Genomic DNA, 24,393 nt, shown 5'->3' with positions numbered 1-24,393 from the left:
ATCCTCGATGGCTCAGATTTGCGCCATCCCGCCGTCCACGAACAGCTCGATCCCCGTGATGAAGCTGCTCTCCTCCGATGCCAGGAACGAGACCGCCCTGGCGATCTCGTCGGGCAAGCCGACGCGCCCCAGCGGGATGTTCGGGAGCGAGGCGGCGGTGAACTCGTCGACCTGATCTTTGGACATCCCCAGCGAATTCTCGTAGCCCGGTGTCGGGACCATGCCGGGGCTCACCACGTTCACGCGGATGTTCCGCCCCTTCAGGTCCACCGACCAAGTCCGGGCGAACGAACGGACCGCCGCCTTGGTCGCGCTGTAGACGCTGAACGCCTCGAACCCCTTGGACGACACGATCGAGGCGTTCAGGATGATCGACCCGCCCGCCGTCATCAGAGGCAAGGCCTTCTGCACCGTGAACAGGAGCCCGCGCACGTTGATGCCGAACGCCTTGTCGAAATGGGCCTCGGTGATCGACCCCAGCGGCGAGAACTCGCCCAGCCCCGCGTTGGCGAACACGATGTCGACACGTCCCGCACGCCGGGCAACTTCCTCATAAAGCCGGTCCAGGTCGGCCAGGTTCGAGACGTCCCCCTGCACGCCCACGGCCCCGCCGCCCACCACCTTCACGGCCGCGTCCAGCTCCTCCTGCCTTCGCCCCGTGATGAAGACCGAGGCCCCCTCCGCGACGAACCGCACGGCCGTCGCCAGGCCAATTCCGCTGCTCCCGCCCGTGATCACCGCCACCTTGCCGTCGAGCTTACCCATGATTGCCCCCGTTTCCTTGACGCGACCACGAACAGATCAACCCGCGACCGGGCTCGGCCCCCGCCACGCCGGAGGCCAGACTCGGGAATACTAGGGCTTGCTTTCCTTCCAACAAGTACTAACCTTAAAGTAAGTATCGCCCGCTCGCCCCACCCGAGGCCCCATTCGATGAGCAAGGCCCACTACAACTGCGGCCTCGAGGCCGCCCTGGACATCATCGGCGGCAAGTGGAAGGTCCTCGTGCTCTACCACCTGGCCCCCGCCACCCGTCGGTTCGGCGAGCTGCGCAGGCTCGTCGTCGGCATCAGCGAGAAGATGCTGATCCAGCAGCTGCGCGAGATGGAGGCCGACGGGATCGTCTCCAGGACCGACTTCAAGCAGATCCCACCCCGCGTGGAGTACGCCCTGACTCCGTTCGGCGTCTCCCTCTCGCTGGCCCTCAGGCCCCTCTGCGAGTGGGGGTCCCTCCACATGAGCCGCATCGAGTCCGTCAAGGCCTTCGCCGGTGCCGAACAGGGCGAGACGGCCCAGCATCCCGCGTGATCGGGCGGGATGGTCATGTCGCCCGACATGAGGTTGTGCCGCGTGCAGTCTCTGGCCGAGCACGGGACGGAGAGGCCGGGGATCTTCTGGCGTCGCGAAGTCGCCGCGGCGACTTCGCGACCTGGCTCCGGCCGCCGGCCCTTGAAGACTCGAGACCAACGCTCACGAGACCGCTTGCAAGAGGTCCTTCGCTTCTCGCAGGTCCGCCGTGTCGAACCCCTCCGTGAACCAGCCGAAGATCTCCGCGAGCATCGGGCGGGCTTCGTCTTGCTTGCCTTGATCCCGGAGCAGGCGGCTCAGGCTCATGACGGCGCGCAGCTCCAGGGATTTCGCCCCCTGACGGCGTGCGATCGCGGTGGCCTGACGGAAACAGGCTTCGGCGTCCGACGAACTCTCCGGGCCGCGATCCAGCAGCAGCACTCCCCTGAGCCGGTGCAGCTCCGGCTCGTAGAATCCGATCCCCTTGTCATCGGCCGCCCGCTGCGCCTCATCCAGCGTGGCCATCCCCTCCTCGACCTTGCCAGCTTTGCCACACACCTCGGCCAGCAGGGCACGGAAATAGACGCGCCAGAAGAGCGGGCTCATGGCCGAACCCGCCAGCCCCTGGCGGATCAATGCAAGCCCTTCCTCAACTTGCCCTCGTTCGGCCAGCGCCCAGCCCCGCAGGACCGACGCTGTCGCCGCGTAGAAGGGAATCCCCTGCTCGGCGGCGAGTCGTTGGCATGCCTCGGCCTGCTCCCAGGTCTCGGGCAGATCCCGGCAAAACTGATGAAAAATGCCGACCTGTTGCCGCGCATGAGCCAGGCTCGTGGGGTGGGATAACGTCTGTGCCAGCGCCAGGGCCTCGCGGCTACTCCGCAAGGCCTGATCGGGGTAGCCGAGCATCCACAAGCACCAGGCCGCAAGGCTCTGGCAGCACACGCACGGGTCATGGCCGCCGTAGAGGAAGGCGTGCGCGCGGTGCCGCTGAGGGTCGTAGAGGGAGACGCTCAGGTCGAGGTGTGTCATGGCTGACGCCCAATCACCGGCGACCAGATCGGTGGGTCCCAGGGCGTGATGAGCCTGCAGGATCAGCGACGGGTCGTGCACGCGTCGGCCCAAGCTGAGGAGCTGCTCCCCCAGGTTCCGCGCGATCGGTATCTCCCCACGTCCGATATGGAAGTGCCAGAGTCCCCAGAGTGCCGGGCCGAGATCCGGCGTTTCTCCCACCTGGCCGCACAGCTTAAGGGCACGCCGATAGGCCCTCTCGACCTCGGGGGCCATCCAGCCTTTGATGGCCTTCAGGGGAGTGCCGAGGGTGATTTGAAGGGAGAGTTCCTGGTGGGCACGCCTGGGAGAATCCGGCGACATCGGGAGCATCTCCAGCCCCCTGCGTGCGAGCACGACGGCCTCCTGATTGGCGGAGACGCGGACGGCGTTCTGGGCCGCGAGCAGGAAGTAGTCGGCGGCCCGCGCGAAATCCCGCGCCGCCTCCAGGAGCAAGGCCAGCTCGGCGGCCACGTCCTGCGATCGCTCCCCGTGGAAACCCAGCAGCGCCTCGGCCACGGCCCGGCTCAACGCGACCCGCCGGGTGGGCTTGAGCGTGGCGTACAGGGCGTTCTGGTAGAGCACGTGCACGAAGCCGTAATGGAGCGTCAGCGTCCGGTCGGGGAACTCGCGCTCCGCCAGCTCGCGGACCAGGCCATGGGCGTGCTCCAGGGCCTCCAGCCGCTCCTCGACGTCGATGGCGTCGAGCCCCAGGGCCCGCGCCACGACGGCCGCGTCGAACTCGGCCCCCTGGACGCTGGCCGCCACGAGGAGGCGACGCTCGGGCTCGTCGAGCCGATCGACCTTCCGCCGGATCAGCCCGGTGAGCGACTCGGGCAGGACGCGGGCCAGCTCGGTGACCGATCCGACGAGCGACCAGCGGCCCCCGTCCTGGGCGATCACGCCCCGCTCCCGCAGGTCGCGCACCAGACCGACCAGGAACAGCGGGTTGCCCTCGGTCTTGGCGTGGATCAGGTCGACGAAATCGGCCGGGAGGCGATGCTCGGGGAACGCCTCCGCCAGGTAGAGCTCGATCGCCGCGCGGCCGAGGAAGGGCAGGCCGAGCTCGTGGAAGTCCCCCTTGCTCTGGAGCTCTTGCTTGACGGAGACGAACGGGTGACCGGCCAACGCCAGGTCCGAGGGGCGATAGGTCGCCAGCACCAGCAACGGCAGCGAGCCGATCCGGCCACCGAGGTAGAACAGCAAATCGACCGTCGAGACGTCGGCCCAGTGGACGTCGTCGAGGAACAGGACCAAGGGCCGGGCACGCGACAGCTCCCGCACGAGGGCGACGAACTCGCGCTTCAGCCTCTCCTGGGACGAGGCGTGGGCTTCGTTGGCGAGCCGCGCGTACCCGGAGTCGTCGACCGACAGGGGCACGACCTGGATCGACCAGGTCGTCGCGACGCGGCGCAGGATGTCGATGGTCCGCCCGCGGTCGGGCTCGCGGAGCAGGCTCCCCAGGGCTTCCTGGATCGGCAGGTACGCCTCGGCCCCGGCCAGGCGCTCGGAGCAGCCGCCCCGGGCGACGAGCGGCGCGCCGGGGCCGGCCAGGACCCTGGCCAGGAAGGATTCGACGAGCGCGGTCTTGCCGATGCCCGCCTCGCCGGCGACACCGATGATCCTGCCGCGGCCCGACTCGGCCCCCCTCAGCGCGCCGAGCAGTTCGCCCAGTTCCTGCTCACGGCCGATCAGACGACGCGTACCGAGCAATTCGTCGAGTTCCTCCTCACGTCCGATCAGGCGGCGATCGAACCGGTGGGGCGTCACCGCCCCCAGGGCCCCTGCGACCTCGGCGGCCGAAGGCCTCAGGCGGTGGTCGCGCCAGAGCATTCGCAGGATCAGCGCTTCCAGCGGCGCGGGGATCGCCGGGTTGAACCGCGAGGGGGGGGGGATCGGCTCGGAGATCACCGCCCTCAGGGAGGCCGCGATCGAGTCGACCGGGAACGGGGGCCGCCCGGCCGCCAACTCGTAGAGGACCAGCCCCAAGGAGAAGACGTCCGCCGCGGTCGTGGTCGGTTCGCCCAGCGCCTGCTCGGGGGCCATGTAGCGGGGCGTGCCCACGAGCCTCCCCTTCGCCGTCGGGCCCGCGTCGTCGGCGAAGCTGTCTTCGACCGCCGGGCCGGCCGACCGGGCCAATCCGAAGTCGAGGACCTTGGCGTAGCCGTCGCCGCGGACCATCAGGTTTGAGGGCTTGATGTCGCGATGGACCAGCCCTGCCGCGTGCGCCGCGGCCAGCGCCTCGGCGACTTGCCGCCCGAGCCGGGCGGCCGCGTCGGGGTTGGGGCCCTCCGCGATGACCTCGTCGAAGGTCCGCCCTTCGACCCGCTCCATCACGACGAACGGTCGGCCGCCGTCCTCGCCGAGTTCGTGGATCGTGCCGATGTGGGGGTGGTTCAATGCCGAGGCCGTGCGGGCCTCGCGGCGGAGTCGCTCCAGGGCCCGCTGATCGCCCGCGAAGGCTTCGGGCAGCATCTTGATGGCCACCTCACGCCCAAGTCGCGTGTCGCGGGCGAGGAAGACCTCACTCATGCCGCCGCGACCCAGCGGCCTGAGGACCTCGTAGTGGGCCAATCTCCGAGGGACCTCGGCGCCGGCGGCCGGCCTGGGGCCCCCCGCCTGCTGGAAGTCCTCCGTCAATCCTCCCTCCAGCGAAAGCTCCCGGCCGCACGAGGGACAACGGACCGCTCCGGATGTCGCCGGCTCGGCCGTCTCGATGGGGCCCTGGCAGTGGGGGCAGAAAGGGCGCATCGGACTCACCACGGTTTCGTCCGAGCCAGGAGCCGACAGGGTCGGGCTCCGCCCGCTCCGGACAGGTGGTCATCGGCTTAGGATAATCCTGCACCGATCTGTGGGATACCTTCCTGCGGCATGGCTCGCAATAACTGGGCCGAGGCGCCCCCGACCGTCTGCGACGGCAAGCCTCGAGAGGACCGCGCCCCTGCGCTCGTCAGCGATCCGCGGCCAGCAGATGCGTCGACCGGTCTGCACGTCGTGTCGAGATTGCGCGGCACAACTTGATGTCGGGCGACAGGCTCCAGGCGGGCCAAAGCCGCTTTAGATAGCACACGAATCCTCAGTCCGGGGTGCGCGAGAGGCTCGCCGAGAGACCGAATCTCTTCATGGTGCAAAACCGCATCATCGGGGCGCAAATCCACGCAGGCGCCGGTCAGCTCCGAGGACGGGTACTAGGTTTGATTCGAGCGGGCGATGATATGCCCCCTTTGAACATAAGTATCAATCAATGGTCCCGATGTCGGGCCCGATTGCTCGGAGGCAGCGATGTCGTCCCCCGATCCCGGCGATTCGATTCTGCTGGTCCTGCCCATCCCATTCCGCCGCGACCTCCAGGGCCGTCTGTTCCTGGAGGCGCAGGCCTGCAACGGGCTGAGGCGATGGGCCGACCACTTCGGTCGGGTCGTCGCGGCCTGCCCGGTCGCGCCGATGCCCGTCGGCGATTCCGCCAGCGAGCGTTACTTGCCGCTCGACTCGGTCGTGAATCCGGGGCACATCGACGCGGTCGAGTTGCCCGGGGCCTACACGCTCAGGTCGTTCGCGTCCCAGTATCGGCAGACCCGCACGCAGCTGGCCGGCCTGATCCGCCGGTCGGGCTACCTCAGCTTCGCTATCGGCGGCCTCTTCGGCGACTGGGCCGCGGTCGCCGCGCTCGAGGCCGACCGCCAGGGCCGCGGCTTCTCCGTTTGGACCGACCGCGTCGAGCACAAGGTCACCCTGGGCCAGCACCTCGACAGCCGCGGGCTGAAGCGGATCTATCGGGGCTTGAAGAATCGGCTGGTCATCTCGCCGCTGATGAAGGCGCTGGAGCATCACGTCATCTCCAGGTCCGCGCTCGGGCTCTTCCACGGCCGGGACTGCTACGAGGCGTACGCCCCGCACTGCCGGTCGCCCCACCTGGTGCACGACATCCACCTCGGGGCCGAGGACAGGATCCCCGGCGCCGAGCTCGCCGAGAAGCTCGCCCGCGCCCGGATGGGCCTGCCCCTGCGAATCACCTACGCGGGCCGGGCCACCGCGATGAAAGGGCCCTTAGACTGGGTCCGCACCCTGGCGAACCTCCGCGACCGCGGCGTCGCCTACAAGGCCACCTGGCTGGGCGACGGGCCGATGCTGCCCGACATGAAGCAGCAAGTCGACGCCCTCGGCCTGGCCGACCTCGTCGAGTTCCGCGGCTTCGTCTCCGACCGCGAGGAGATCCTCAAGGCCCTGCGCGCCTCGGACCTCTTTCTCTTCTGCCACAAGACCCCCGAGTCGCCCCGCTGCCTCATCGAGGCACTCGTCGCCGGCACCCCCATCGTCGGCTACACGAGCCACTACGCGGCCGACCTCCTCGAGGAGCAGGCCGGCCAGCTCCTCGTCCCGCTCGACGACGTCGACGCCCTGGCCTCGACCGTCGCGGGCCTCGACGCCGACCGCCCACGCCTCGCCCGGATCATGGGCCGGTGCGACGACCTGGGCTCGCACTTCTCCGACACCGAGGTCTTCCGCCACCGCAGCGACCTCATCCGCTCCGAGCCCGCCACGGCGCAGGACGAAGTCATCCGCTTCGCGGGCAGCAGGGCCTACGCGAACTCGCTGCCGCGGCCGCTCGAGGTCCTGGAGCACGCGAGCTCCGAACTCTGAGGCCGGGACGTGCGTGCCCACGTCCCGAAGCCCAATGGACAGGCGTCCCCGGGGGGGCTATCCTATGAGGAGACTCTGATCCGCCCGAGGTGACCGGAGCCGGTCACGCCTCGCCTGACTGCCGCTCGCCGAGAGGATCGCGCCGATGACGGGCGAACCGGACCGCGCCCACGCGTTGTTCCTGATGGCGGCCACGCACCGCGACCCGAAGCAGCGCTCGGCCGCCCTCGACCGCGAGTGCGCCGCCGATCCCGCGCTGAGGCACCGGGTCGAGCTGCTCCTGCGGGCCACGGAAGCCGCCCCGGCGGCCACCCCCGGTCAGGTCGCCGAGACGATCATCGAGGGCCCGGCCGGATCGCCCCGGGCGATCGAGGCCGACGGCACCCTCGACTATCGCCCCACCGTCCGGGACGGGCCGGGCGACCCCCCGGCCGCGGCGGCCACCCGCCCGGACCGGCGGCCCGGGGGCTCCGAAGGGCCGGGCTCCCGGATCGGCCCCTACACGCTCGTGCAGAAGCTCGGCGAGGGGGGCATGGGGGCCGTGTACATGGCCGACCAGGAGGAGCCCGTGCGCCGGCGGGTCGCCCTCAAGATCATCAAGCCGGGCATGGACAGCGACGCGGTCATCGCCCGGTTCGAGGCCGAGCGCCAGGCCGTGGCGCTGATGGACCACCCGAACATCGCCCGCGTGCTCGACGCCGGGACCACCGACAGCGGACGCCCCTTCTTCGTCATGGAGCTGGTCCACGGCGTCCCCATCACTGACTACGCCGACGACGCCAGGCTCGGCCTCAGGGAACGCCTCGCCCTCTTCGCCCCCGTCTGCCACGCCATCCAGCACGCCCACCAGAAGGGCCTGATCCACCGCGACATCAAGCCGTCCAACGTGATGGTCACCCTCTACGACGGCGAGCCGGTCCCCAAGGTCATCGACTTCGGCATCGCCAAGGCCACCGACACGCGGGCCGATGACCAGGCCGATGTCACCGAGTACGGGTCGATCGTCGGCACGCTCGAATACATGAGCCCCGAGCAGGCCGAGATGAGCCCGCAGGGCGTCGACACCCGCAGCGACATCTACTCGCTGGGCGTCCTGCTCTACGAGCTCCTCACCGGCGGCACCCCGCTGGGCCGCGGAGACTCCGGCTACATCGAGATTCTCAGGCGCATCAAGGAAGAGGAGCCGCCCAGGCCGAGCACCCGGCTGACCGAGTCCGCGGAGGCGCTCGGCCCCATCTCCGAGCGCCGCAACTCCGAGCCGGCCAGGCTCGCGCAGGCCGTCCGCGGCGAGCTCGACTGGATCGTGATGAAGGCCCTGGAGAAGGACCGCTCGCGTCGGTACGAGACCCCCAACAGCCTGGCCAGGGACATCCAGAACTTCCTCGACGACGAGCCCGTCGAGGCCTGCCCGCCGTCGGCCCGCTACCGGATCCGCAAGTTCACCAGCAAGTACCGCTGGGCGCTGGCCACCGCGTCGGCCTTCTTCGCGCTGCTCGTCCTCGGCGCCGTCTTCAGCACCTGGCAGGCGATCGCCGCCACCCGCGCCGAGGGCCGGGCGCTCGTCGAGCGCGAGAAGGCCAGGCGCTCCGAGGCCGAGGCGCTCGCCGTCCTCAGCTTCTTCCAGGACCAGATCCTCGCCGCCGCGCGCCCGGAAGGGCAGGGGGGCGGCCTCGGCAAGGACGTCACCCTCCGCAGGGCCGTCGACGCCGCCACCCCCAAGATCGCCGAAGCCTTCCGCCAGCAGCCCAACGTCGAGGCCTCCATCCGCGGCGTGCTCGGCACCACCTACCACGACCTGGGAGAGCCCGCCCTGGCCGTCAAGCAGCACGAGCGGGCTCTCGACCTGCGCATCTCCAGGATGGGAGACGACCACCCGGACACCGTCGCCGCCCGCATCAAGCTCGCCCTCGCCTACCGCGACGCCGGCCGCTGGGACCGCGCCATCCCCCTCCTCGAGCGAACCCTCGCCGTCGAGTCGGCCAGGCTCGGAAGCGACCACCCCGACACCCTCCTGATCCTGAACAACCTGGCCCTCACCTACCGCGACGACGGCCAGTGGGACCGCGCCATCCCCCTCTTCGAACGCGCCCTGGCCGGCCGCACCGCCTCGCTCGGGGCCGACCACGCCGACACCCTGCTCACCTGCAACAACCTCGCCATGGCCTACCGCGAGTCGGGCCACTGGGACCGCGCCATCCCCCTCTTCGAGAGCACCCTGGCCGCGCAGACGGCCAGCATCGGGGTCGACCACCCGTTCACCCTCCTCACCCGCAACAACCTCGGGCCCGCCTACCTCGCCGTCGGCCAGGTCGACCGCGCCATCACCCTGCTGGAGCAGACCCAGGCCGCCCGCGCCTCGAAGCTCGGCGACGACCATCCCAGCACACTCACCAGCCGCAACAACCTCGCCCTGGCCTACCAGGCCGTCGGCCAGCTCGACCGCGCCATCGAACTCTTCGAGCGGACCCAGCAAGCCCGAGTCGCCAAGCTGGGCGCCGCCCATCCCAGCACCCTCACCACCCGCTTCGACCTGGCGGTCGCCTACCTGGAACGCGCCGAGGCCGCACGGGCCGAGCCCTTGCTCCGCGAGGTCCTCGAAGCGCGCAAAACCGCCCTGGGAGCCGGCCACCCCGACGTCGCCCTGACCCTCTCCGCCCTGGCACGAACCCTGATGCAAGAAGGCAAACCCGCCGAGGCCGAGCCCCTCCTCCGCGAAGCCCTCGCCATCTGGGAAACCAAGCGTCCCGATGACTGGAACCGCTTCGACAACCAGAGCCTCCTCGGCGAATGCCTCCTCTCCCGCAACGACCGACCCGCCACCCGCCCCTTGCTCCAGTCCGGCCACGAAGGCCTGAAGGCCCGCGAATCCAGGCTCCCCGCCCACCGCAAGCAACGCATCACCGAGGCCGCCGCACGCCTCAAACGCCTCGATTAGTGCGTTTCTTCGTCGACCGAGACCGTTGAGCCGGCGATCCCTCGCGTCCGACGTTGTGGTCAATGACCTCCAGCACTTCGGAGCCAGTGCCCATGCGATATTTCCAGAAAATATCATTCTTTTACTTATTTTAACTTAAACAATGCAGAGATCCAACCCATGGGCCCGACTCGATTCCGTGTCCGCACGTTGATGATCTTGGTCGTGGTTGCAGCGGTCACCCTCGCCTTGATCCCGATCGCATTCCGTGCCAATTACCCCGATACCCACATCCACAACACCTATTCTTTTATCAAGATAAATGCGAAGTGACAAAACGGCAGGGGCTTTTCATCGCACGCAGCCATGCATTTGGAGGCCGATCCGATCTGCTGACGTTGTGGTCAATGACACCCCAAGACCTCGCCTCTGAACGCAATTCATGAAACGACCGAACTACGGCTTGAATGGAACATTCGCAGGTGTGCTAATCGTCTATCTCGCCCAGAGTAACCACATGGTACCCGAACAGGGTTTGGGAGCACGGCTGGTGTTCGTCCCTTTGATGGGTGCGATGATCGGCACCATCATTGAGAGGGTGCTATACAGGAGTTCCTAACTCGCTTCTGTAATGGTCGATTACACGCAGACCGGGAGGTGATCCTTGCGATTGTTGATGTTCGGCTGGCTCTTCATATTTCCGCTAGCCTGTGCGGTTGCAGTGCTTTCTTTCCAAGTCCGTCAAACAATGTCGGGCAGGCATCAGGGAACCGACTTCAGTCCGTTTAGCTTCTCCTTGGCTCTGCTCCTCTTCTATTTCACTGGATGGGTAACCCTTAGGTATATTGAAAAGAGATCGATTTTGCGTAGATGACTGCACGCAAGATGCGGAGGGTCAAGAGTGCTCATGATCGGGTCGATTACACCCGTCTTCGAAGGGATCGAGTGCCATGTTCCAAAGGGGCGATTTTGTCTTAGTAAATCTTCGAGTCGGGGTTGTCATTCTCACCGGCAAGGATCTCGAACCTGATGGTATGGAAGATCACACCGGGGTCTGGTTTGGGACTCTCGACGACGGAAACCCCGAAGTGATGACAATCCCGACGGATTACCTTGTCGCTGGGCCACGCCCAGTCCTGAAGCACTAAACCGTCAGTCAGATTTCGCCAAAACTTGATGCGTGGGCGATGCCATGCAATCAGTTGCGGGGCAATTGTGCTGACGCCGAGGTCAATCACACCTCTTGTCGCAACTGCGCAAAAGAATCAGGCCATCGAACTTATCGAAATCATAAGAAGCGAACATGGAAATCAGCGAAGATAAACGGATGAACCGACGATGGCTGATCGTCAGCTTACTTGCTTGGGGTCTGATTTCCGCTCTACAATTCGTGCGAGCGTGGCGACTGTGGGGGGCATCCCACCCTGATCTCATTATGATGATCGCCGCCGCACTCATTGTCGGAGGAATCTTAACCCTTATCGCCGTATCGTTACCATTTCGCATCATTCAAAACTTATTAGATCCGGAGCGAAGCAGGACTCGAATCCGGGAGACCGTGTTGTGCATCTTCACTTTTCTGGCCCTTGCCAACATGGTGTACTCGGTGATCGCGAGCTATCCTGCCGACTGGTAAGCGATCAAAGATCATGCCCCGTCCAGGCGGGTCAGTTGTCCAAACGTTTTGGTCCTTTGATCCGAGACCAGCACCAATTTCCCATAAATAACGAGCGTTCATCATGGCAATCGATCGGTTTGCTCTGCGGTTGTCCTTCATCTTGTTGGCTGCGATCGCGGGACTTCTGATCGGCTTTTCAATCACACACACGACATTCGAGAATCAGTTCCAGCAGGGGGAGACGTCGAAATCCTTCTTGATCTCGGTGCTCGCCCTCGGGGGCCTGTACCTCGTACTGAAACAGCGAGCATCAAAGGGGGGCTCGAACCTCGAACTCTGATCGTCACCCGAGCCGAAACGGGGGCCGTCTCCGCTGCGACGATCAGTGGGGCCCCCGACCGATCACTCGCCAAACCGAAGCGGCTTCTCCTCCCGGTAGAGTCCGAGATGTTCCACCCATATGTCCTTGTTGTCCCGATCCCCATTGAGCGCGATCGCCCTCTCCTGCCACTCGACCGCCTTGTCGAATCCCCCGGCCTCGGCGTAAGACGCGGCTAGGATACTGAGCGGATTCGCGTCGTTCCAATCGCTCAACTCGCAGCCACGTGTCGCCGACTCGACAGCCCGCGTCCCGTCCCGCAATTTCTCATCGGGGCAAGCGGCCCACAACCCGGCCCGAGCGCTGTGATGCCAGGCCCTCCCGGGATCGAGCCGGATCGCCTCGTCGTAATCGGCGATCGCCTTCTCGTAATCCATCGTGTCAGCCCAGGCGGAACCCCGGGCGCAATAGGCTGCGGCATCCTCCGGATCGAGCCGGATTGCCTCACCGAAGTCGGCGATCGCCTTGTCGTAGTCCTGCGTCTCGGCCCAGACGAGGCCCCGGTTGTGGTAGGCCAAAACACTCGTCGGATCGAGCCGGATCGCCACGCTGTAGTCGGCGATCGACTCGTCCCATTCCCGCTTCGCGTCGCGGGCGAAACCCCGAGCGCTATAGGCCAAGGCCATTTTCGGGTCGAGCCGGATGGCCTGGCCGTAGTCAGCGATCGCCTTGTCGTAATCCAGCTTGCCGACATAGGCGAGGCCCCGGTTTAGATAGGTCGAGGCACTCTTCGGGTCGAGCCGGATCGCCTGGTTAAAGTCGACAATCGCCTTGTCGTAGTCCTGCGTCTCGGACCATGCGAGGCCCCGGTTTTGGTAAGCCGAAACATGCTCGGGGTCGAGCCGGATCGCCTCATTGTAGTCGGCGATCGCCTTCTCGTAATCCGTCTTGTCAACCCAGGCGGAACCCCGAGCGATGTAGACCGAGGCATCCTCCGGACTGAGCCGGATCGCCTCGTTCAAGTCGACAATCGCCTTGTCGTAGTCCTGCGTCTCGGACCATGCGAGGCCCCGGATGTGATAGGCCGTAACATCCTCGGGATCGAGCCGGATCGCCTCGTTAAGGTCGGTGATTGCCTCGTCGAACTCGCCCATTTCTATCCTAACCAGCGCTCTCCATCCGTAATGGCAAGAGATTTTACTGATCCGAATTTGTTCGGTGTAGAAATCGATGGCCTGGTCATAGGGCAGGATGGACACGCGCTGCACCCAGCCGCTGATCCCGCTGCTCTCATCCTGCAGCAAGAACCAGTCGGACTTGGCTTTCTTGACCCGATAGACGCGAGCCCCTCGCTGATCCTTGGCGGGGATGATCAAGGTGTTCGCGCGGCCCTCGTCGTCCAAGGCCCTGGGGCCCTTCATGAGGTCCGCGTCGAATTGCGTGAAGACTCGCTTGCCGATCAAGGGATCGGTCGCCAGGGCGTACGCCATTCCGGCTTTGGCCATCGCCAGAAAGGCGGCCGGGAGCGACCTCATCGTGGTCTTCATCGTCGCCTCAAATCCTCGAGGATGGCTCAATCCGTCCCCCAAAGATATTCGACCCCTGAGCGATGAGTCAAACGTCCCACCCCCGCGAATGCCCGCTCAACGGCTACGACCCCGCCGCCTCCGCCGCGCCCACGCTTTCAGGGTACTGCCCAGGTTTTCGAGGGAACGGTGGGGTCCTGTAAACCCGAGTAGCCCGCGGGGCAGGGCATCAACTCGCCGACGTCCCAATTTTCCCGTCGTACCTTGCGAGCGGCGAGGAGGAAAATCGCATAATGTGCGGTTGGTAACCGCCATCGCCCCGGTCGGGCCGGCCCCATCCAATCAAGACTCGTTCGGAGCCGGCGTGCCATGCCCGACTTCCAGGCCTTGCTCCACTCCATCGCGGAGCGCCCGGCGATCTATGTCGGCAATTGCTCCATCCGCGCAGTGAGCCACTACCTCGACGGATACTGCGACGCGTTGAGGGACCTCGGTCACGCCGAAAAGCCGCTCGACGGCTGGATGCGCTGGGTCGAGTTGCGCTTCCTGATTTCGAACCCCGCGTGGCACTGGACGCGCATTCTCCTGCACGTCTACGGGAGCGACCAAGCGGCGATCGAGGCGCTTCCCGAACTGCATCGGGAATTCCTGGCCGAGCGTGCCATGATCGGCGTTGATGGGATCGAGGCGTTACTCGATCAACGCATCCTTGAGGAGCACGGTGAACCCTGGCATGAGCCCCCGGCGACGAACACCACGATCGACGACTGATCGAGGGCCGTAGACGTCGAAGGGAAACCTCGTCGTCATGCCATCCGTTTCGCATCCAGGGCTGCAAGGCCCGCGCACCCAATCCGGATGCACCAAGTCACGGAAAGTCCAGTTTCGTCATAAGACTTTGCTTTCCTTGAGGAGATCCTCCACGGCCTGCCGGCTCGCGCGGAACTCCCCCCAGACGCAGGCGCACCACTCGTGGATCATCTCGTCCCGGCTCGGCCCCTCGGGCACGGCGAGCACATCGGCGGCGGTGATCCGACCGCGATCGGGGGGCAGCGGGAAGACCGGCCAGGCCCGCTTCCGGCGCGCGAGTGCCATGTGCGCGAGTTGGACCTGCCTGCCAGAGTAGCCCCGCTCCACGTGGAGGTAGAGGCCGACGAGCGCGAAGGTTAATCGGATCGGCTTATCGTGCCCATCGGCGACCTGCGCGGCGAACGCATCGACGACATGCTGGTGGATGAACGTCAAGGCGCCGTGGGCGAGGGTGTAGCAGCACAACTCGTGGTAGGCACTCTCCTCGGATGACATGGCGGCGGGGCCTCCCCAAATGGGCGTCTGGCTCGCATCCCTGGCCCTCACCCGGCTTTTGAACGGGGTGAACCAATCACGAATTCAGGCCGATGCTGATCCGCTGCTCGGCCTGGCCGCATCCCGTCGATGAAGTCCGGGAAAAGAGAGAATCACCGCAAACAACTCGACAGGATGGAGGATATAACAGGTGCGGATTGATTGGCACCCTAAACAGATCGGATTGGATTTGAGTCGGTGTCCCTCGTCGTCCTCTCTCGCGCCCGAAGCGGCTGAATCACCGTCGCCAACTGACCCTCCGGTCGCTGACGCCTCCCGGACGGCTCACACACAAGAACCGGCTGTGTTATCCTCGGTGTTGCGTCAGAAGGGATGCTCCCACATTCCTACCCTCAGCGAGTAGGCACGCGAAATCCAGAGTTCCCGCGATCCAGACGCCTCCCCGGCGAATAACGACCGACCCTCCAAGACTGGACCCTTGCTCCAGTCCGGCCACGAAGGCCTGAAATCCCACGAGACACCAGCCCCCCCCCACCGAAAACACCGCATCGACCAGACCGCCGCCCGCCTCGACTGCACCGGCGGCCACACGGCCCGCCCACGCCCGACCGGCGGCGTCAGATCCACCCGCGTCCGGCCTCCGACCCTTGTTCTCTCCCAAGGAGCTCAAGCGATGACTCGCACATCCAGGCTCGCGGCCTTCGCCCTGGCCCTTTGCCTCTCAAGGCTCGCCCTCGCCGACGACCCCGCCCCGGCTCCCCAGGCAACCCCGCCGCAGGTCGAGCAGGCGGTCGACCGCGCCATCGGTTATCTGCAAACCGAGAGCGCCGCCTGGATGAACACTCGCAAATGCGCCTCCTGCCATCACGCGGGGATGGCCTTCTGGGCGCTCAGCGAGGCCAGGCGGCAGGGGTATTCGATCGACGACAAATTCCTGACCGAGATGACCGAGGCGACGCTGGGGAGCCCGGAGAAGATGATCGCCTCGGGGCTCGCGAGCGGCCCGGATACACCGCCCGACCCGCGACCGCTCGGCAGGGCCGTGAACATGGGCACGGTCTTCCTGGCCGTCGCCGCGCGGTCCTTGCCCTCGCTCGAAGAGGGGCAGAAACAAAGCCTGAAGCGGATCGCGGCCGTGATCGTCGAGAAGCAGCAGGCCGACGGCTCCTGGGAGTTCTTCCTCAGCCGGCCGCCGATGAACGAGAACCAGGCCACCGACGCCGCCTGGATCCTGATGGCCTTGCAGGGCGAGACGGGGCCAGACGCGGCGGAGTCGAGCCGCCTGGCACTCGAGAAAGGGGCCGCCTGGCTGGCCGGCGCCGGGCTGCCCGAAAACCATCAGGAGAAGGTCCTGAGGCTCTTGCTGGAGGCCCGCGCCGGCAAGCCCCTCGACGCGATGCAGCCCACCATCGACGGGCTGCTCGCCATGCAACGCCCCGACGGCGGCTGGAGCCAGACCACCCAGTCGAAGAGCGACGCCTTCGCCACCGGCCAGACCCTGTACGCCCTCGCGCTCGCCGGCCTCACGGCCGAACGCCCCGAGATCAGGCGCGCCGTCGACTTCCTGGTCGCCACCCAGGCGGCGGATGGGAGCTGGCCGATGACCTCGCGATCCTCGCCCGACGGCAAGACCGGCGGATCGGCGAAGCTACTGACCCCGATCACCTGCGGCGCCAGCTCATGGGCCGCCCTCGGCCTCTCGAAGATCGCGCCGAAGACGCCCTGACGCCCGACCGCGTGAATGCGAGGGAAGCGGGGACCGACGCCTCGACGAGGCGGGCCGCCCACGTCCCCCGCATTCACGCGTCCTTATCTCACCTGATCCTCTTCGACGCCGGCTCCATCCCCTCGGGATACTTCTTCGTGGGCGGCCCGGCGTCGGTCGGCGGCTCGACCGGAGGCGGGGGGGGCTCCGAGTTGCAGCCGACGAGGCCGAGGAGGGCGAGCAGACCGAGGCGGACGATCATGGGACGCTTGCTCATCTCGAATCAACTCCGCGGATGATGGCCGGAACCGGGCGTTTTCGGTTCCGATGCCGAGCCTTTCGGGACCGAACGCGCCCGCTCAGTAGGAATCGGAGGAGACCGTCTCGCCGCCCGACATGCTGCCGATCGCACGCCAGGTTTGCAGGGAGATCGTGCTCTTGATGAACCGCACGCTGCCGTCGCAGAGCAGGGTGCTCACGCCGCCCGGGTGATAGCTGCGGGCGGCGGTGTAGCCCGGGTCCTTGTTCAGGCAATGCGGGTTGCTCGGCTTCAGGTCCTTGCCCACGCAATAGCCCGGCACGTAGTCGGGAATCAACGAGTTGGGCGCGGTGAAGGTGTTGAAGGCCGAGCAGTTCTGGTCGTCGTTCCAGATGTCGCCGCGATGGTCGGTGTCCGAGTTCAGGTCGCCCTTGGGCTGGCAGCAAATGACCTCGCTCATCATCACCGTGTTGGACGTGCCGTCGACCATCGAGCTGATCCCGTTCGCCTTGTTCGCGGTGAACGGTGCGGCCTGATACTGGACGAGCAGGGGCTGCTCGGGGGTCGAGAACGGATTCGTGGCGACGCCCGAGACGACCATGTCCTGATACCAGTTGGTGTTGCCCCAGTTGACCATGTAGTTGCCGTTGGAGCGGATCGTCTGCGGGGTGCTCGCCGACAGCGTGATCGTGGCCCCCGGGTCGGACGGGCAGTTGAAGGCGCCGATCCTCACCCTCATCACGGTGGCGTTCTCCCACTCGTAGAAGTTGAGGGTGAAGTTGATCGTCTGGAAGACATTCGCCTGCTCCAGGTACGGCAGGATCGAGAAGGCCCAGGTGCGCCTGTTCGCGTTCGGGCAGTTGGGATAGGAGAATCCGAGCCCGGTCCGGCCGATCGGGAACGCGTCCTGCGAGCTGTGATAGTTGTGCATCGCCAGCCCGATTTGCTTCAGATTGTTGGTGCACTGCATCCGCCGGGCCGCCTCGCGGGCGCTCTGCACCGCGGGCAATAAGAGCGCGATCAGCACCGCGATGATGGAGATGACGACCAGCAGCTCGATCAGCGTGAATCCGCGGACCCGACGCCCGGGCGACCGCAACTTCAAGATTTGCATCGGCGTGTCTCTCCGAAAACCTCGGGCTTGCCCGCCCCCGGCCTCGATCACGAATGCCTCGCGCGCCGCCCATCGTTCTCGCGACTTCCGAACATCCACGACCCCGATGCGCAGCGAGGCACTCGACCGCCAGAGGCGACCAACGCCCGACCCGACCCCTAATCTTCCACCGCCGCGAGAAATGAACCGAGTCCGGACATCAACGCCCGTCTCCTCGATCCTGCCATCAATAGCACTTTTCAATCAGGTTCAACACAGAATTCCGGACGATTTCCGAATTCCTTCAGAGACAACCAACTCGACCGGATATCCCCCAGTCTCCATGCCCTCGCGAATCATAAGCATGAATGCGGCCGATCCGGAGAAGCCGCGTCTCGGTCGGTGGAGAGATGCCCGACGGCCAACGATTGCATCCCGAATACGATGGCGGCCCCGGGCTACGATTGACGCCCATTTCTCGCTCAGGCGGTGCGAGAGCATGGCACCCGGCAAAGCCCTTCGTGGGCGAAATGCGGCCCGTGGAGGCCGAATTTCGCGTCATCCTCACCGGTTTCGGTCATGTCGCTCCGCGGGCCGTTCCGAAGAAGAAAAGGCCTTGCGGGCCGGGCGTTCGCAACCCGAGGCCGCACTCGGCCTCTGGAGGATTCGCCCCCGGTTCCCGTCTACGACGTCCGATGCAGAAAACGGCGACGTCTCCCGCGACTCGGAAGTGCGGGGACGTTGCAATCCGACCGCCGGGCTGCAGAATTGCTCGGCCAGATGCCGCCCTCAAGGAGCCACGGATGACAACGTTCTCGACAAAGCGAGCGTTACACGCCACCCCGAGCGCCGTCTTTGCCGCGTTCCAGGACCCCGATCGACTCGCCCGATGGTGGGGCCCCGATGGTTTCACAAACACATTCGAGACCTTCGAGTTCAGGCCGGGCGGCCGGTGGGTCTTCTCCATGCACGGGCCCGATGGGAAGACCTATCCCAATGAATCCCTGTTCGTCTCGATCGTCCCGGACGGCGAAATCGTCATCCGCCACGTCTCGCTGCCCCAGTTTCAACTCACGGTCACCCTGCATGACGACCCCGCCGGCACGCTCGTGGCGTGGGAGCAGGCATTCGACGACGATTCCGTGGCGAATGCGATCCGCCACATCATCGAACCCGCGAACGAGCAGAACCTCGACCGGCTGACTGCCGAAGTCCAATAGGACGTCCCGCCCGATCCCCGCCCGGAACCGGCTCCGCGGGGCTAATCGTCGGACCGATAAGGCTTCTTCTCCCGATAGAGCTCAATTCGTTCCATCCATTGCGTCGGATCAGTTCCGTCCAGGAGCAAGATCGCCTTCTGCTGAATCTCCACGGCCTTGTCGAACTCGCCCACTTCGGCATGGGCCGCGGCCAGAGTATCGAGCTCATCCGCAACCTTCCATTCGCCGATCTCACAAGCACGGGTGGCCGACTCGACGGCCCGCTTCCCGTCTCGGAACCTGGCATCTGGGCATGTCGCCCATATCCATGCCCGGCGATTGTAGGCCAACGAATTTTTCGGGTCGATGCGGATCGCCTCGCCGAAGTCGGAGATCGCCTTCTCGTAATCCCGCTTGGCGATCCAGGCCAATCCCCGGTTGTAATAACACCGCATATCCTTCGGCTCAAGCCGGATCGAATCGTCGTAGTCGGAGATGGCCTTGTCGTAATCCTGCTTGCTATGCCAGGCCAACCCACGGTCGTAGTAAAACCGCGCATCCTTCGGGTCGAGGCGGATCGACTCGTCGTAGTCGGAGATCGCCTTCTCGTAGTCCAGCTTGTTATGCCAGGCCAAGCCACGGTTGTGGTAAACCCGCGCATCCTTCGGCTCAAGGCGGATCGAATCGTCGTAGTCGGAGATGGCCTTGTCGTAATCCTGCTTGCTATGCCAGGTCAAGCCACGGCTGAAGTAACCCCGCGCATCCTTCGGGTCGAGGCGGATTGCCTCGCCGAAGTCGGAGATCGCCTTGTCAAGGTCCTGTTTGGCGTGCCAGGCGCCTCCCCGGTTGAGATAGGTCGAGACACTCTTCGGCTCGAGGTGAATCGACTCGTCATAATCGGCAATCGCCTTCTCGTAGTCCTCCTTGAGGTGCCAGCAGTATCCACGATTGCGGTAGCCCCAGGCATCCTTCGGGTCGAGCCTGATCGATTCCCCGTAGTCGGAGATCGCCCGGTCGATGTCCTTCTTGGCGGACCAGGCCAAGCCACGCTCGAGATAGGCCCGCGCATCCTTCGGATCGAGCCTGATCGATTCGTCGAAGTCGGAGATCGCCTTGTCAAGGTCCCCCTTCTCTGACCAGGCGCTACCGCGGTCGGCATAAGCCCGCGCATCCTTCGGGTCGAGGCGGATCGACTCGTCGAAGTCGGAGAGCGCCTTGTCAAGGTCCCGCTGTTCATGCCAGACCAAGCCACGGTTGTGGTAACCCAGCGCCAACTTCGGGTCGAGGCGGATCGACTCGCTGTAGTCGGAGATCGCCTTCTCGTAATCCTGCTTGCTATGCCAGGCCAAGCCTCGGCTGTAGTAACCCCGCGCATCCTTCGGGTCGAGGCGCATCGACTCGTCGAAGTCGGAGATCGCCTTGTCGTACTCCTCCTTCTCGGACCAGGCTAATCCCCGGGTGTAGTAACCCCGCGCATCCTTCGGGTCGAGGCGGATTGCCTCGCCGTAATCGGAGATCGCCTTGTCGAAGTCCCGCTTGGCGGACCAGGCCAAGCCTCGGCTGTAGTAACCCCGCGCATCCTTCGGGTCGAGGCGGATCGCCTCGTTGTAGTCTGAAATCGCCTTCTCGTAATCCTGCTTGCTATGCCAGACCAAGCCACGGTTGTAGTAACCCAGCGCCTTCTTCGGGACGAGGCGGATCACCTCGTCGAAATCGGAGATCGCCTTCTCGTAGTCCTGTTTGGTGTACCAAGCGTTACCCCGGTCGAGATGGGCCCACGCATGCCTCGGGTCGAGGCGGATTGCCTCGCCGAAGTCGGAGATCGCCTTGTCGTACCCTTCTTTCTCGGACCAGGCCAATCCCCGGTTGTAGTGACCCCACGCATCCTTCGGGTCGAGGCGGATCGCCTCGCCGTAGTCGGAGATCGCCTTGTCGTAGTCCCGCTTCGCGACCCAGGCGAGACCCCGGTCGAGATAGGCCTGCGGATACTTCGGGGCAAGGCGGATTGTCTCGCCGAAGTCGGAGATCGCCTTGTCGTGGTCTCCCTTCTCGGCCCAGATCATGCCTCTGGAATGATAGAGGGCGGCACTCGGGGCAACCCCGATCTGGTTGGTGTAGAAGTCGATGGCGTGGTCGTAGGGGATCGCGAACCGGCTTTGTACCCAGCCGCGGACCTCGCTTTTTTCATCCTGGAGCCAGAGCCACTCGCCGTCCGTCTTTTCAACCCGATAGACGAGAGAGGCATCCTGGCCGTCTCTCGACTCGACCACGCCGACGTCACGCCCCTCGTCATCGACGACCTTGCTGCTCTCCCTGAGGACGGTCCCGAGTTGGAGGAAGACTCGCTTGCCGACCCCGGCCTCTTGCGCCCGGGAGGACGACACGCCGGACAGCGTCAGAAAGGCGACGAGGAGCCACTTCATAGGAGCCTTCATCGGCACCTCAAATCGTCGGGTTGTCTGAGTCCAGGAGATCCGTACCGAAGATAAGAGATCAACGGCATCGCCGTGCAAGAATTCCACCGCAATCCGCGAGCTAGCCATCCTCGATTGGTATGCCCCTTCGAAGCATCGGTGTGAATAGGGCGACTCGGAATTGACGCATCGCGATCGATCGATCGAAGGGGATTCGATGGTCGGCGGATGCATCCCGAATTCGACGGCGGCCCCGGGCCGAGTTTGTCGCCATGAGCATGGAGCCCGGTTTTTTCCAAATTAGGCATTGGAAGTTGTCCCTCTTTCGGGATAGTATCCATGGGAGACATTTCCCCCGGAAACGCACCACCCCAAGGAAGCGACGCAGCACCATGGGCAAGCTCGAAGTCAGCCAGCGGCGGATTGACGCCAACCGACGCAACGCGACCCGTAGCACCGGGCCCCGGACCGAGGCGGGCAAGGCCCAGTCTCGCAGGAATAGCCTGATTCACGGGCTGGCCGGGGATGGGATCGTCGTCCCCGAGCACGAGGCGCAGGCCGCCCGCGAGCGGGCCGAGCAGTGGAACTCGTCGCTGCGGCCGATGAACGCGTTCGAGATGGGGCTCGTCGAGACCATCGCCATCGAGAGCGTGCGCGTCGACCGCTGCCGGATCGAGGAGCGGATCGCCCGCGACGTCCGGGCGCGTCGCGCGAGCGCCTGCTGGGCCGACGAGCGCCGGGCCGAGGCGGCGAAGCTCGGGCGGACCCTGGCCGATTGCCCCGAGGAGGTCGCGCCCCGGCTGGCCATGACCGCGGCCGGCTGCGACTGGCTCATCGCCCGCTGGACCATGCTGGGCAAGGCCCTCAACCGCAAGGGGACCTGGACCGACGAGCAAGCGACCCTGGCGCTCGACCTGCTGGGCATCGCCGCCGACTTGCGCGATGAGGACAGCCCGATCGAGGCGGGCATGGGCGTGGACCTCGTCGAGCATCGCCGGGAGCTGGTCGAGGCCGAGCTCGATGGGCTGGTCGCGCGACAGGAAGAGGCGCTCGACGCGATCGACGACGACCTGCGCGAGGCGACGTCGATGGGGCTGGTCGCGGCCGACGACCCGACGCTGGTGCTGCTGCGCCGCTACGAGACGGCCAGCCTGCGCCGCCAGCGCTGGGCCCTGGAACTGCTGCAACGCGGCCGCCAGAGGCGCGAGCCCGCGCCGCAGGTGATGACCGACGACTACCGCGAGCGGCCCCGCGACCTTTCCTACGCCCGCCCGCCCGCCCGGGAATTCCCCGGCGACCCCACGCCCACGCCCGACCCCGGCTCGACCGATCCCGGTTCCGACCGCACCGGCCGCCCCGCCGGCGACAATCGCGCCGCCCAGTCCCGCCCCATCAGCCCCAATCACCTCGCGGACAGGCCCGGGAACTTCGCCGAACGAAGCCACCTGGCCGGCCGCTTGCTCCTGCTGGCCCGGTCGCTCGCGGCCCGAAACGCGGCCCGCCGCCCCTCGATCCAGGCCTCCGGGCTCCTCGCCCGGCCGTCCCGCCGCCTGGCCCGCCCGTCAGTCGCCCCGTCCGGCGCCCGCGCGGGGGCCTTGAGCTTGCGAATCGCCTGAAAATCGGCCCGGAGCCTGTCGAATAGGCTCGGTCTTTGACAATTCGGAGCAAAATGGGGCACTCCCGCGCGCCCGCCGCGTGGCCGGGCGCCCGATTGGCCTCTCCCCGAGGGGGGTTGTTTCAGTCTCCCTGGGGGGTGAAGCGTTCGAGGTCCTCGCTCTTGGCCACGACGGTGATCCCCTCTTCGGTGACGGTCAGGCCGCGTGCCAGGTCGAGCTCGCGGTTCCAGCCGATGTCGAAGCCGGGTGGGACGCGGACGTCCTTGTCGAGGATGGCGCGCCTGACCCTGGCGTGGCGGCCGACCTCGACGCCGTCGAAGAGGATCGAGTCCTCGATCAGGGCGAAGCTGTTCACCCGGACGCCCGGCGAGAGGATGCTGCGGAAGACCTGGCCGCCGGAGACGATGGCCCCCTGGCAGACGATCGAGTTGTACGCGGCGCCCCGGCGGTCGCCCTCGGTGTGCACGAACTTGGGCGGCGGATAGGCCGGCTGATGGGTGTGGATGGGCCAGACGCGGTCGTAGAGGTTCAGGATCGGGTCGACGGAGATGAGGTCCATGTTGGCCTGGAAGTAGGCGTCCAGGGTGCCGACGTCGCGCCAGTAGGCGGCGACCTTGCGGTTGGCGTCGCGGAACGGGTAGGCGAAGACGCGGCTGTTCTCGAGCATGCCGGGGATGATGTCCTTGCCGAAGTCGTGCTGGCTGCTCTCCTTCTTGGCGGCGTCCTGGAAGAGCTGCTCGTACATCACGTCGGTGGCAAAGACATAAATACCCATCGATGCGAGCACCTGGTCGGTGGTGCCGGGCATGGGCCTGGGGTTCTCGGGCTTCTCCAGGAACCCGGTGACGCGCCCCGAGGCGTCGACGCTCATGACGCCGAACTCCCTGGCCTGGGACACGGGCACGGGCAGGCAGGCGATGGTGAGGTCGGCCCTGTTCTCGCGGTGGAACGCGATCATCTCGGCGTAGTTCATCTTGTAGATGTGGTCGCCGCCGAGGATCAGGGTGTCGCGCGGAGCGGCCTTCTCGATGGTGTAGACGTTCTGGTAGATGGCGTCGGCGGTCCCCTGATACCAGTGCTCGGCGATGCGTTGCTGGGGGGGGATGACTTCGATGTACTCGTCAAGCTCGCGGGTGAGGAACCGCCAGCCCTGGTCGATGTGCCGGCTGAGGCTGACGGCCTTGTACTGGGTGAGGACCAGGATCTTGCGGATGTCGGCGTTGATGCAGTTGGACAGGGCGAAGTCGATGATCCGGTAGATGCCGCCGAACGGCACGGCGGGCTTGGCCCGGTCGCGCGTCAGGGGCTCGAGCCGGGTCCCTTTTCCCCCCGCCAGGACGATCGCCATCACGTCGCGATGCACCAGAGCTTCTCCGATTCCAGCTTCGGGCCGCCCGAGGCCCCGCACATGGGATGCAGTGACCCGGCCCGCCCCCATTGTGCGCCCAAA

Annotated in this window: 17 protein-coding genes; 9 read left to right on the top strand and 8 right to left on the bottom strand. The window is 66.0% G+C overall.

Annotation, left to right across the window (positions count from 1 at the left end; all coding sequences use genetic code 11):
- Positions 1-12: 12 nt before the first annotated feature.
- Positions 13-765, bottom strand: coding sequence for an SDR family NAD(P)-dependent oxidoreductase (locus EP7_RS00925; RefSeq protein ID WP_463525669.1), 753 nt, complete (start codon positions 763-765; stop codon positions 13-15).
- Between the two features lie 168 nt (positions 766-933).
- Between EP7_RS00925 and EP7_RS00920 the strand changes: the two genes are divergently transcribed.
- The gene (locus EP7_RS00920) at positions 934-1,308 is read left to right on the top strand and encodes a winged helix-turn-helix transcriptional regulator (RefSeq protein WP_463525668.1); all 375 of its coding nucleotides are present in this window, start codon (positions 934-936) and stop codon (positions 1,306-1,308) included.
- A 162-nt stretch (positions 1,309-1,470) separates the two neighbouring features.
- Here EP7_RS00920 and EP7_RS00915 read toward each other — a convergent pair whose 3' ends face one another.
- Positions 1,471-4,974, bottom strand: a complete 3,504-nt coding sequence (locus EP7_RS00915) for a serine/threonine-protein kinase (RefSeq protein WP_463525667.1) — start codon at positions 4,972-4,974, stop codon at positions 1,471-1,473.
- 642 nt (positions 4,975-5,616) lie between these two features.
- Between EP7_RS00915 and EP7_RS00910 the strand changes: the two genes are divergently transcribed.
- The 4 genes from EP7_RS00910 to EP7_RS00895 all read left to right on the top strand — a co-directional run bounded on the left by EP7_RS00910 (position 5,617) and on the right by EP7_RS00895 (position 11,847).
- Positions 5,617-6,975 (top strand): glycosyltransferase, encoded by a 1,359-nt coding sequence (locus EP7_RS00910; RefSeq protein ID WP_463525666.1) that lies wholly within the window; start codon positions 5,617-5,619, stop codon positions 6,973-6,975.
- 145 nt (positions 6,976-7,120) lie between these two features.
- Entirely contained in the window at positions 7,121-9,910 is a 2,790-nt protein-coding gene (locus EP7_RS00905; protein ID WP_463525665.1) for a tetratricopeptide repeat protein, read from the top strand.
- A 1,282-nt stretch (positions 9,911-11,192) separates the two neighbouring features.
- Positions 11,193-11,525 carry a hypothetical protein gene (locus EP7_RS00900; RefSeq protein ID WP_463525664.1) on the top strand — a complete coding sequence of 111 codons (333 nt, stop codon included), beginning with the start codon at positions 11,193-11,195 and terminating at the stop codon, positions 11,523-11,525.
- Between the two features lie 103 nt (positions 11,526-11,628).
- Complete coding sequence (locus EP7_RS00895) at positions 11,629-11,847, top strand: hypothetical protein (protein ID WP_463525663.1); 219 nt, start codon at positions 11,629-11,631, stop codon at positions 11,845-11,847.
- A gap of 62 nt (positions 11,848-11,909) precedes the next feature.
- On the opposite strand, the gene EP7_RS00890 is transcribed toward EP7_RS00895, so the two are convergent.
- Positions 11,910-13,373 carry a tetratricopeptide repeat protein gene (locus EP7_RS00890; RefSeq protein ID WP_463525662.1) on the bottom strand — a complete coding sequence of 488 codons (1,464 nt, stop codon included), beginning with the start codon at positions 13,371-13,373 and terminating at the stop codon, positions 11,910-11,912.
- Positions 13,374-13,721: 348 nt separating this feature from the next.
- Between EP7_RS00890 and EP7_RS00885 the strand changes: the two genes are divergently transcribed.
- Entirely contained in the window at positions 13,722-14,123 is a 402-nt protein-coding gene (locus EP7_RS00885; protein ID WP_463525661.1) for a hypothetical protein, read from the top strand.
- Positions 14,124-14,240: 117 nt separating this feature from the next.
- Here EP7_RS00885 and EP7_RS00880 read toward each other — a convergent pair whose 3' ends face one another.
- A complete protein-coding gene (locus EP7_RS00880) occupies positions 14,241-14,657 on the bottom strand; it encodes a DUF5946 family protein (protein ID WP_463525660.1) in 417 nt (138 codons plus the stop codon).
- Positions 14,658-15,330: 673 nt separating this feature from the next.
- On the opposite strand from EP7_RS00880, the gene EP7_RS00875 reads away from it, so the two are divergent.
- Positions 15,331-16,383, top strand: a complete 1,053-nt coding sequence (locus EP7_RS00875; protein ID WP_463525659.1) for a prenyltransferase/squalene oxidase repeat-containing protein — start codon at positions 15,331-15,333, stop codon at positions 16,381-16,383.
- A gap of 88 nt (positions 16,384-16,471) precedes the next feature.
- On the opposite strand, the gene EP7_RS00870 is transcribed toward EP7_RS00875, so the two are convergent.
- Both EP7_RS00870 and EP7_RS00865 read right to left on the bottom strand, forming a co-directional pair.
- Entirely contained in the window at positions 16,472-16,639 is a 168-nt protein-coding gene (locus EP7_RS00870; protein WP_463525658.1) for a hypothetical protein, read from the bottom strand.
- Positions 16,640-16,721: 82 nt separating this feature from the next.
- Entirely contained in the window at positions 16,722-17,735 is a 1,014-nt protein-coding gene (locus EP7_RS00865; protein WP_463525657.1) for a DUF1559 family PulG-like putative transporter, read from the bottom strand.
- Positions 17,736-18,517: 782 nt separating this feature from the next.
- Here EP7_RS00865 and EP7_RS00860 point away from each other — a divergent pair.
- The gene (locus tag EP7_RS00860) at positions 18,518-18,934 is read left to right on the top strand and encodes an SRPBCC family protein (protein ID WP_463525656.1); all 417 of its coding nucleotides are present in this window, start codon (positions 18,518-18,520) and stop codon (positions 18,932-18,934) included.
- 41 nt (positions 18,935-18,975) lie between these two features.
- On the opposite strand, the gene EP7_RS00855 is transcribed toward EP7_RS00860, so the two are convergent.
- A complete protein-coding gene (locus tag EP7_RS00855) occupies positions 18,976-21,348 on the bottom strand; it encodes a tetratricopeptide repeat protein (RefSeq protein ID WP_463525655.1) in 2,373 nt (790 codons plus the stop codon).
- A 371-nt stretch (positions 21,349-21,719) separates the two neighbouring features.
- Here EP7_RS00855 and EP7_RS00850 point away from each other — a divergent pair, with 371 nt between their 5' ends.
- Positions 21,720-22,943: a hypothetical protein gene (locus tag EP7_RS00850; protein ID WP_463525654.1), complete on the top strand. Its 1,224-nt coding sequence runs from the start codon at positions 21,720-21,722 to the stop codon at positions 22,941-22,943.
- A 121-nt stretch (positions 22,944-23,064) separates the two neighbouring features.
- Here EP7_RS00850 and glgC read toward each other — a convergent pair whose 3' ends face one another.
- Positions 23,065-24,306, bottom strand: a complete 1,242-nt coding sequence (gene glgC, locus EP7_RS00845; RefSeq protein WP_463525653.1) for a glucose-1-phosphate adenylyltransferase — start codon at positions 24,304-24,306, stop codon at positions 23,065-23,067.
- Positions 24,307-24,393: the final 87 nt, after the last annotated feature.

This window comes from Isosphaeraceae bacterium EP7 (assembly GCA_038400315.1).
Lineage (GTDB): Bacteria > Planctomycetota > Planctomycetia > Isosphaerales > Isosphaeraceae > EP7.
This window is presented reverse-complemented; position numbering and strand designations above follow the sequence as displayed.

Excerpts from the sequence above, each read along its gene's own strand:
- EP7_RS00925 (WP_463525669.1), bottom strand. The coding sequence starts at position 765 with ATGGGTAAGCTCGACGGCAAGGTGGCGGTGATCACGGGCGGGAGCAGC.
- EP7_RS00920 (WP_463525668.1), top strand. The coding sequence starts at position 934 with ATGAGCAAGGCCCACTACAACTGCGGCCTCGAGGCCGCCCTGGACATC.
- EP7_RS00910 (WP_463525666.1), top strand. The coding sequence starts at position 5,617 with ATGTCGTCCCCCGATCCCGGCGATTCGATTCTGCTGGTCCTGCCCATC.
- EP7_RS00905 (WP_463525665.1), top strand. The coding sequence starts at position 7,121 with ATGACGGGCGAACCGGACCGCGCCCACGCGTTGTTCCTGATGGCGGCC.
- EP7_RS00900 (WP_463525664.1), top strand. The coding sequence starts at position 11,193 with ATGGAAATCAGCGAAGATAAACGGATGAACCGACGATGGCTGATCGTC.
- EP7_RS00895 (WP_463525663.1), top strand. The coding sequence starts at position 11,629 with ATGGCAATCGATCGGTTTGCTCTGCGGTTGTCCTTCATCTTGTTGGCT.
- EP7_RS00890 (WP_463525662.1), bottom strand. The coding sequence starts at position 13,373 with ATGAAGACCACGATGAGGTCGCTCCCGGCCGCCTTTCTGGCGATGGCC.
- EP7_RS00885 (WP_463525661.1), top strand. The coding sequence starts at position 13,722 with ATGCCCGACTTCCAGGCCTTGCTCCACTCCATCGCGGAGCGCCCGGCG.
- EP7_RS00880 (WP_463525660.1), bottom strand. The coding sequence starts at position 14,657 with ATGTCATCCGAGGAGAGTGCCTACCACGAGTTGTGCTGCTACACCCTC.
- EP7_RS00875 (WP_463525659.1), top strand. The coding sequence starts at position 15,331 with ATGACTCGCACATCCAGGCTCGCGGCCTTCGCCCTGGCCCTTTGCCTC.
- EP7_RS00870 (WP_463525658.1), bottom strand. The coding sequence starts at position 16,639 with ATGAGCAAGCGTCCCATGATCGTCCGCCTCGGTCTGCTCGCCCTCCTC.
- EP7_RS00865 (WP_463525657.1), bottom strand. The coding sequence starts at position 17,735 with ATGCAAATCTTGAAGTTGCGGTCGCCCGGGCGTCGGGTCCGCGGATTC.
- EP7_RS00860 (WP_463525656.1), top strand. The coding sequence starts at position 18,518 with ATGACAACGTTCTCGACAAAGCGAGCGTTACACGCCACCCCGAGCGCC.
- EP7_RS00855 (WP_463525655.1), bottom strand. The coding sequence starts at position 21,348 with ATGAAGGCTCCTATGAAGTGGCTCCTCGTCGCCTTTCTGACGCTGTCC.
- EP7_RS00850 (WP_463525654.1), top strand. The coding sequence starts at position 21,720 with ATGGGCAAGCTCGAAGTCAGCCAGCGGCGGATTGACGCCAACCGACGC.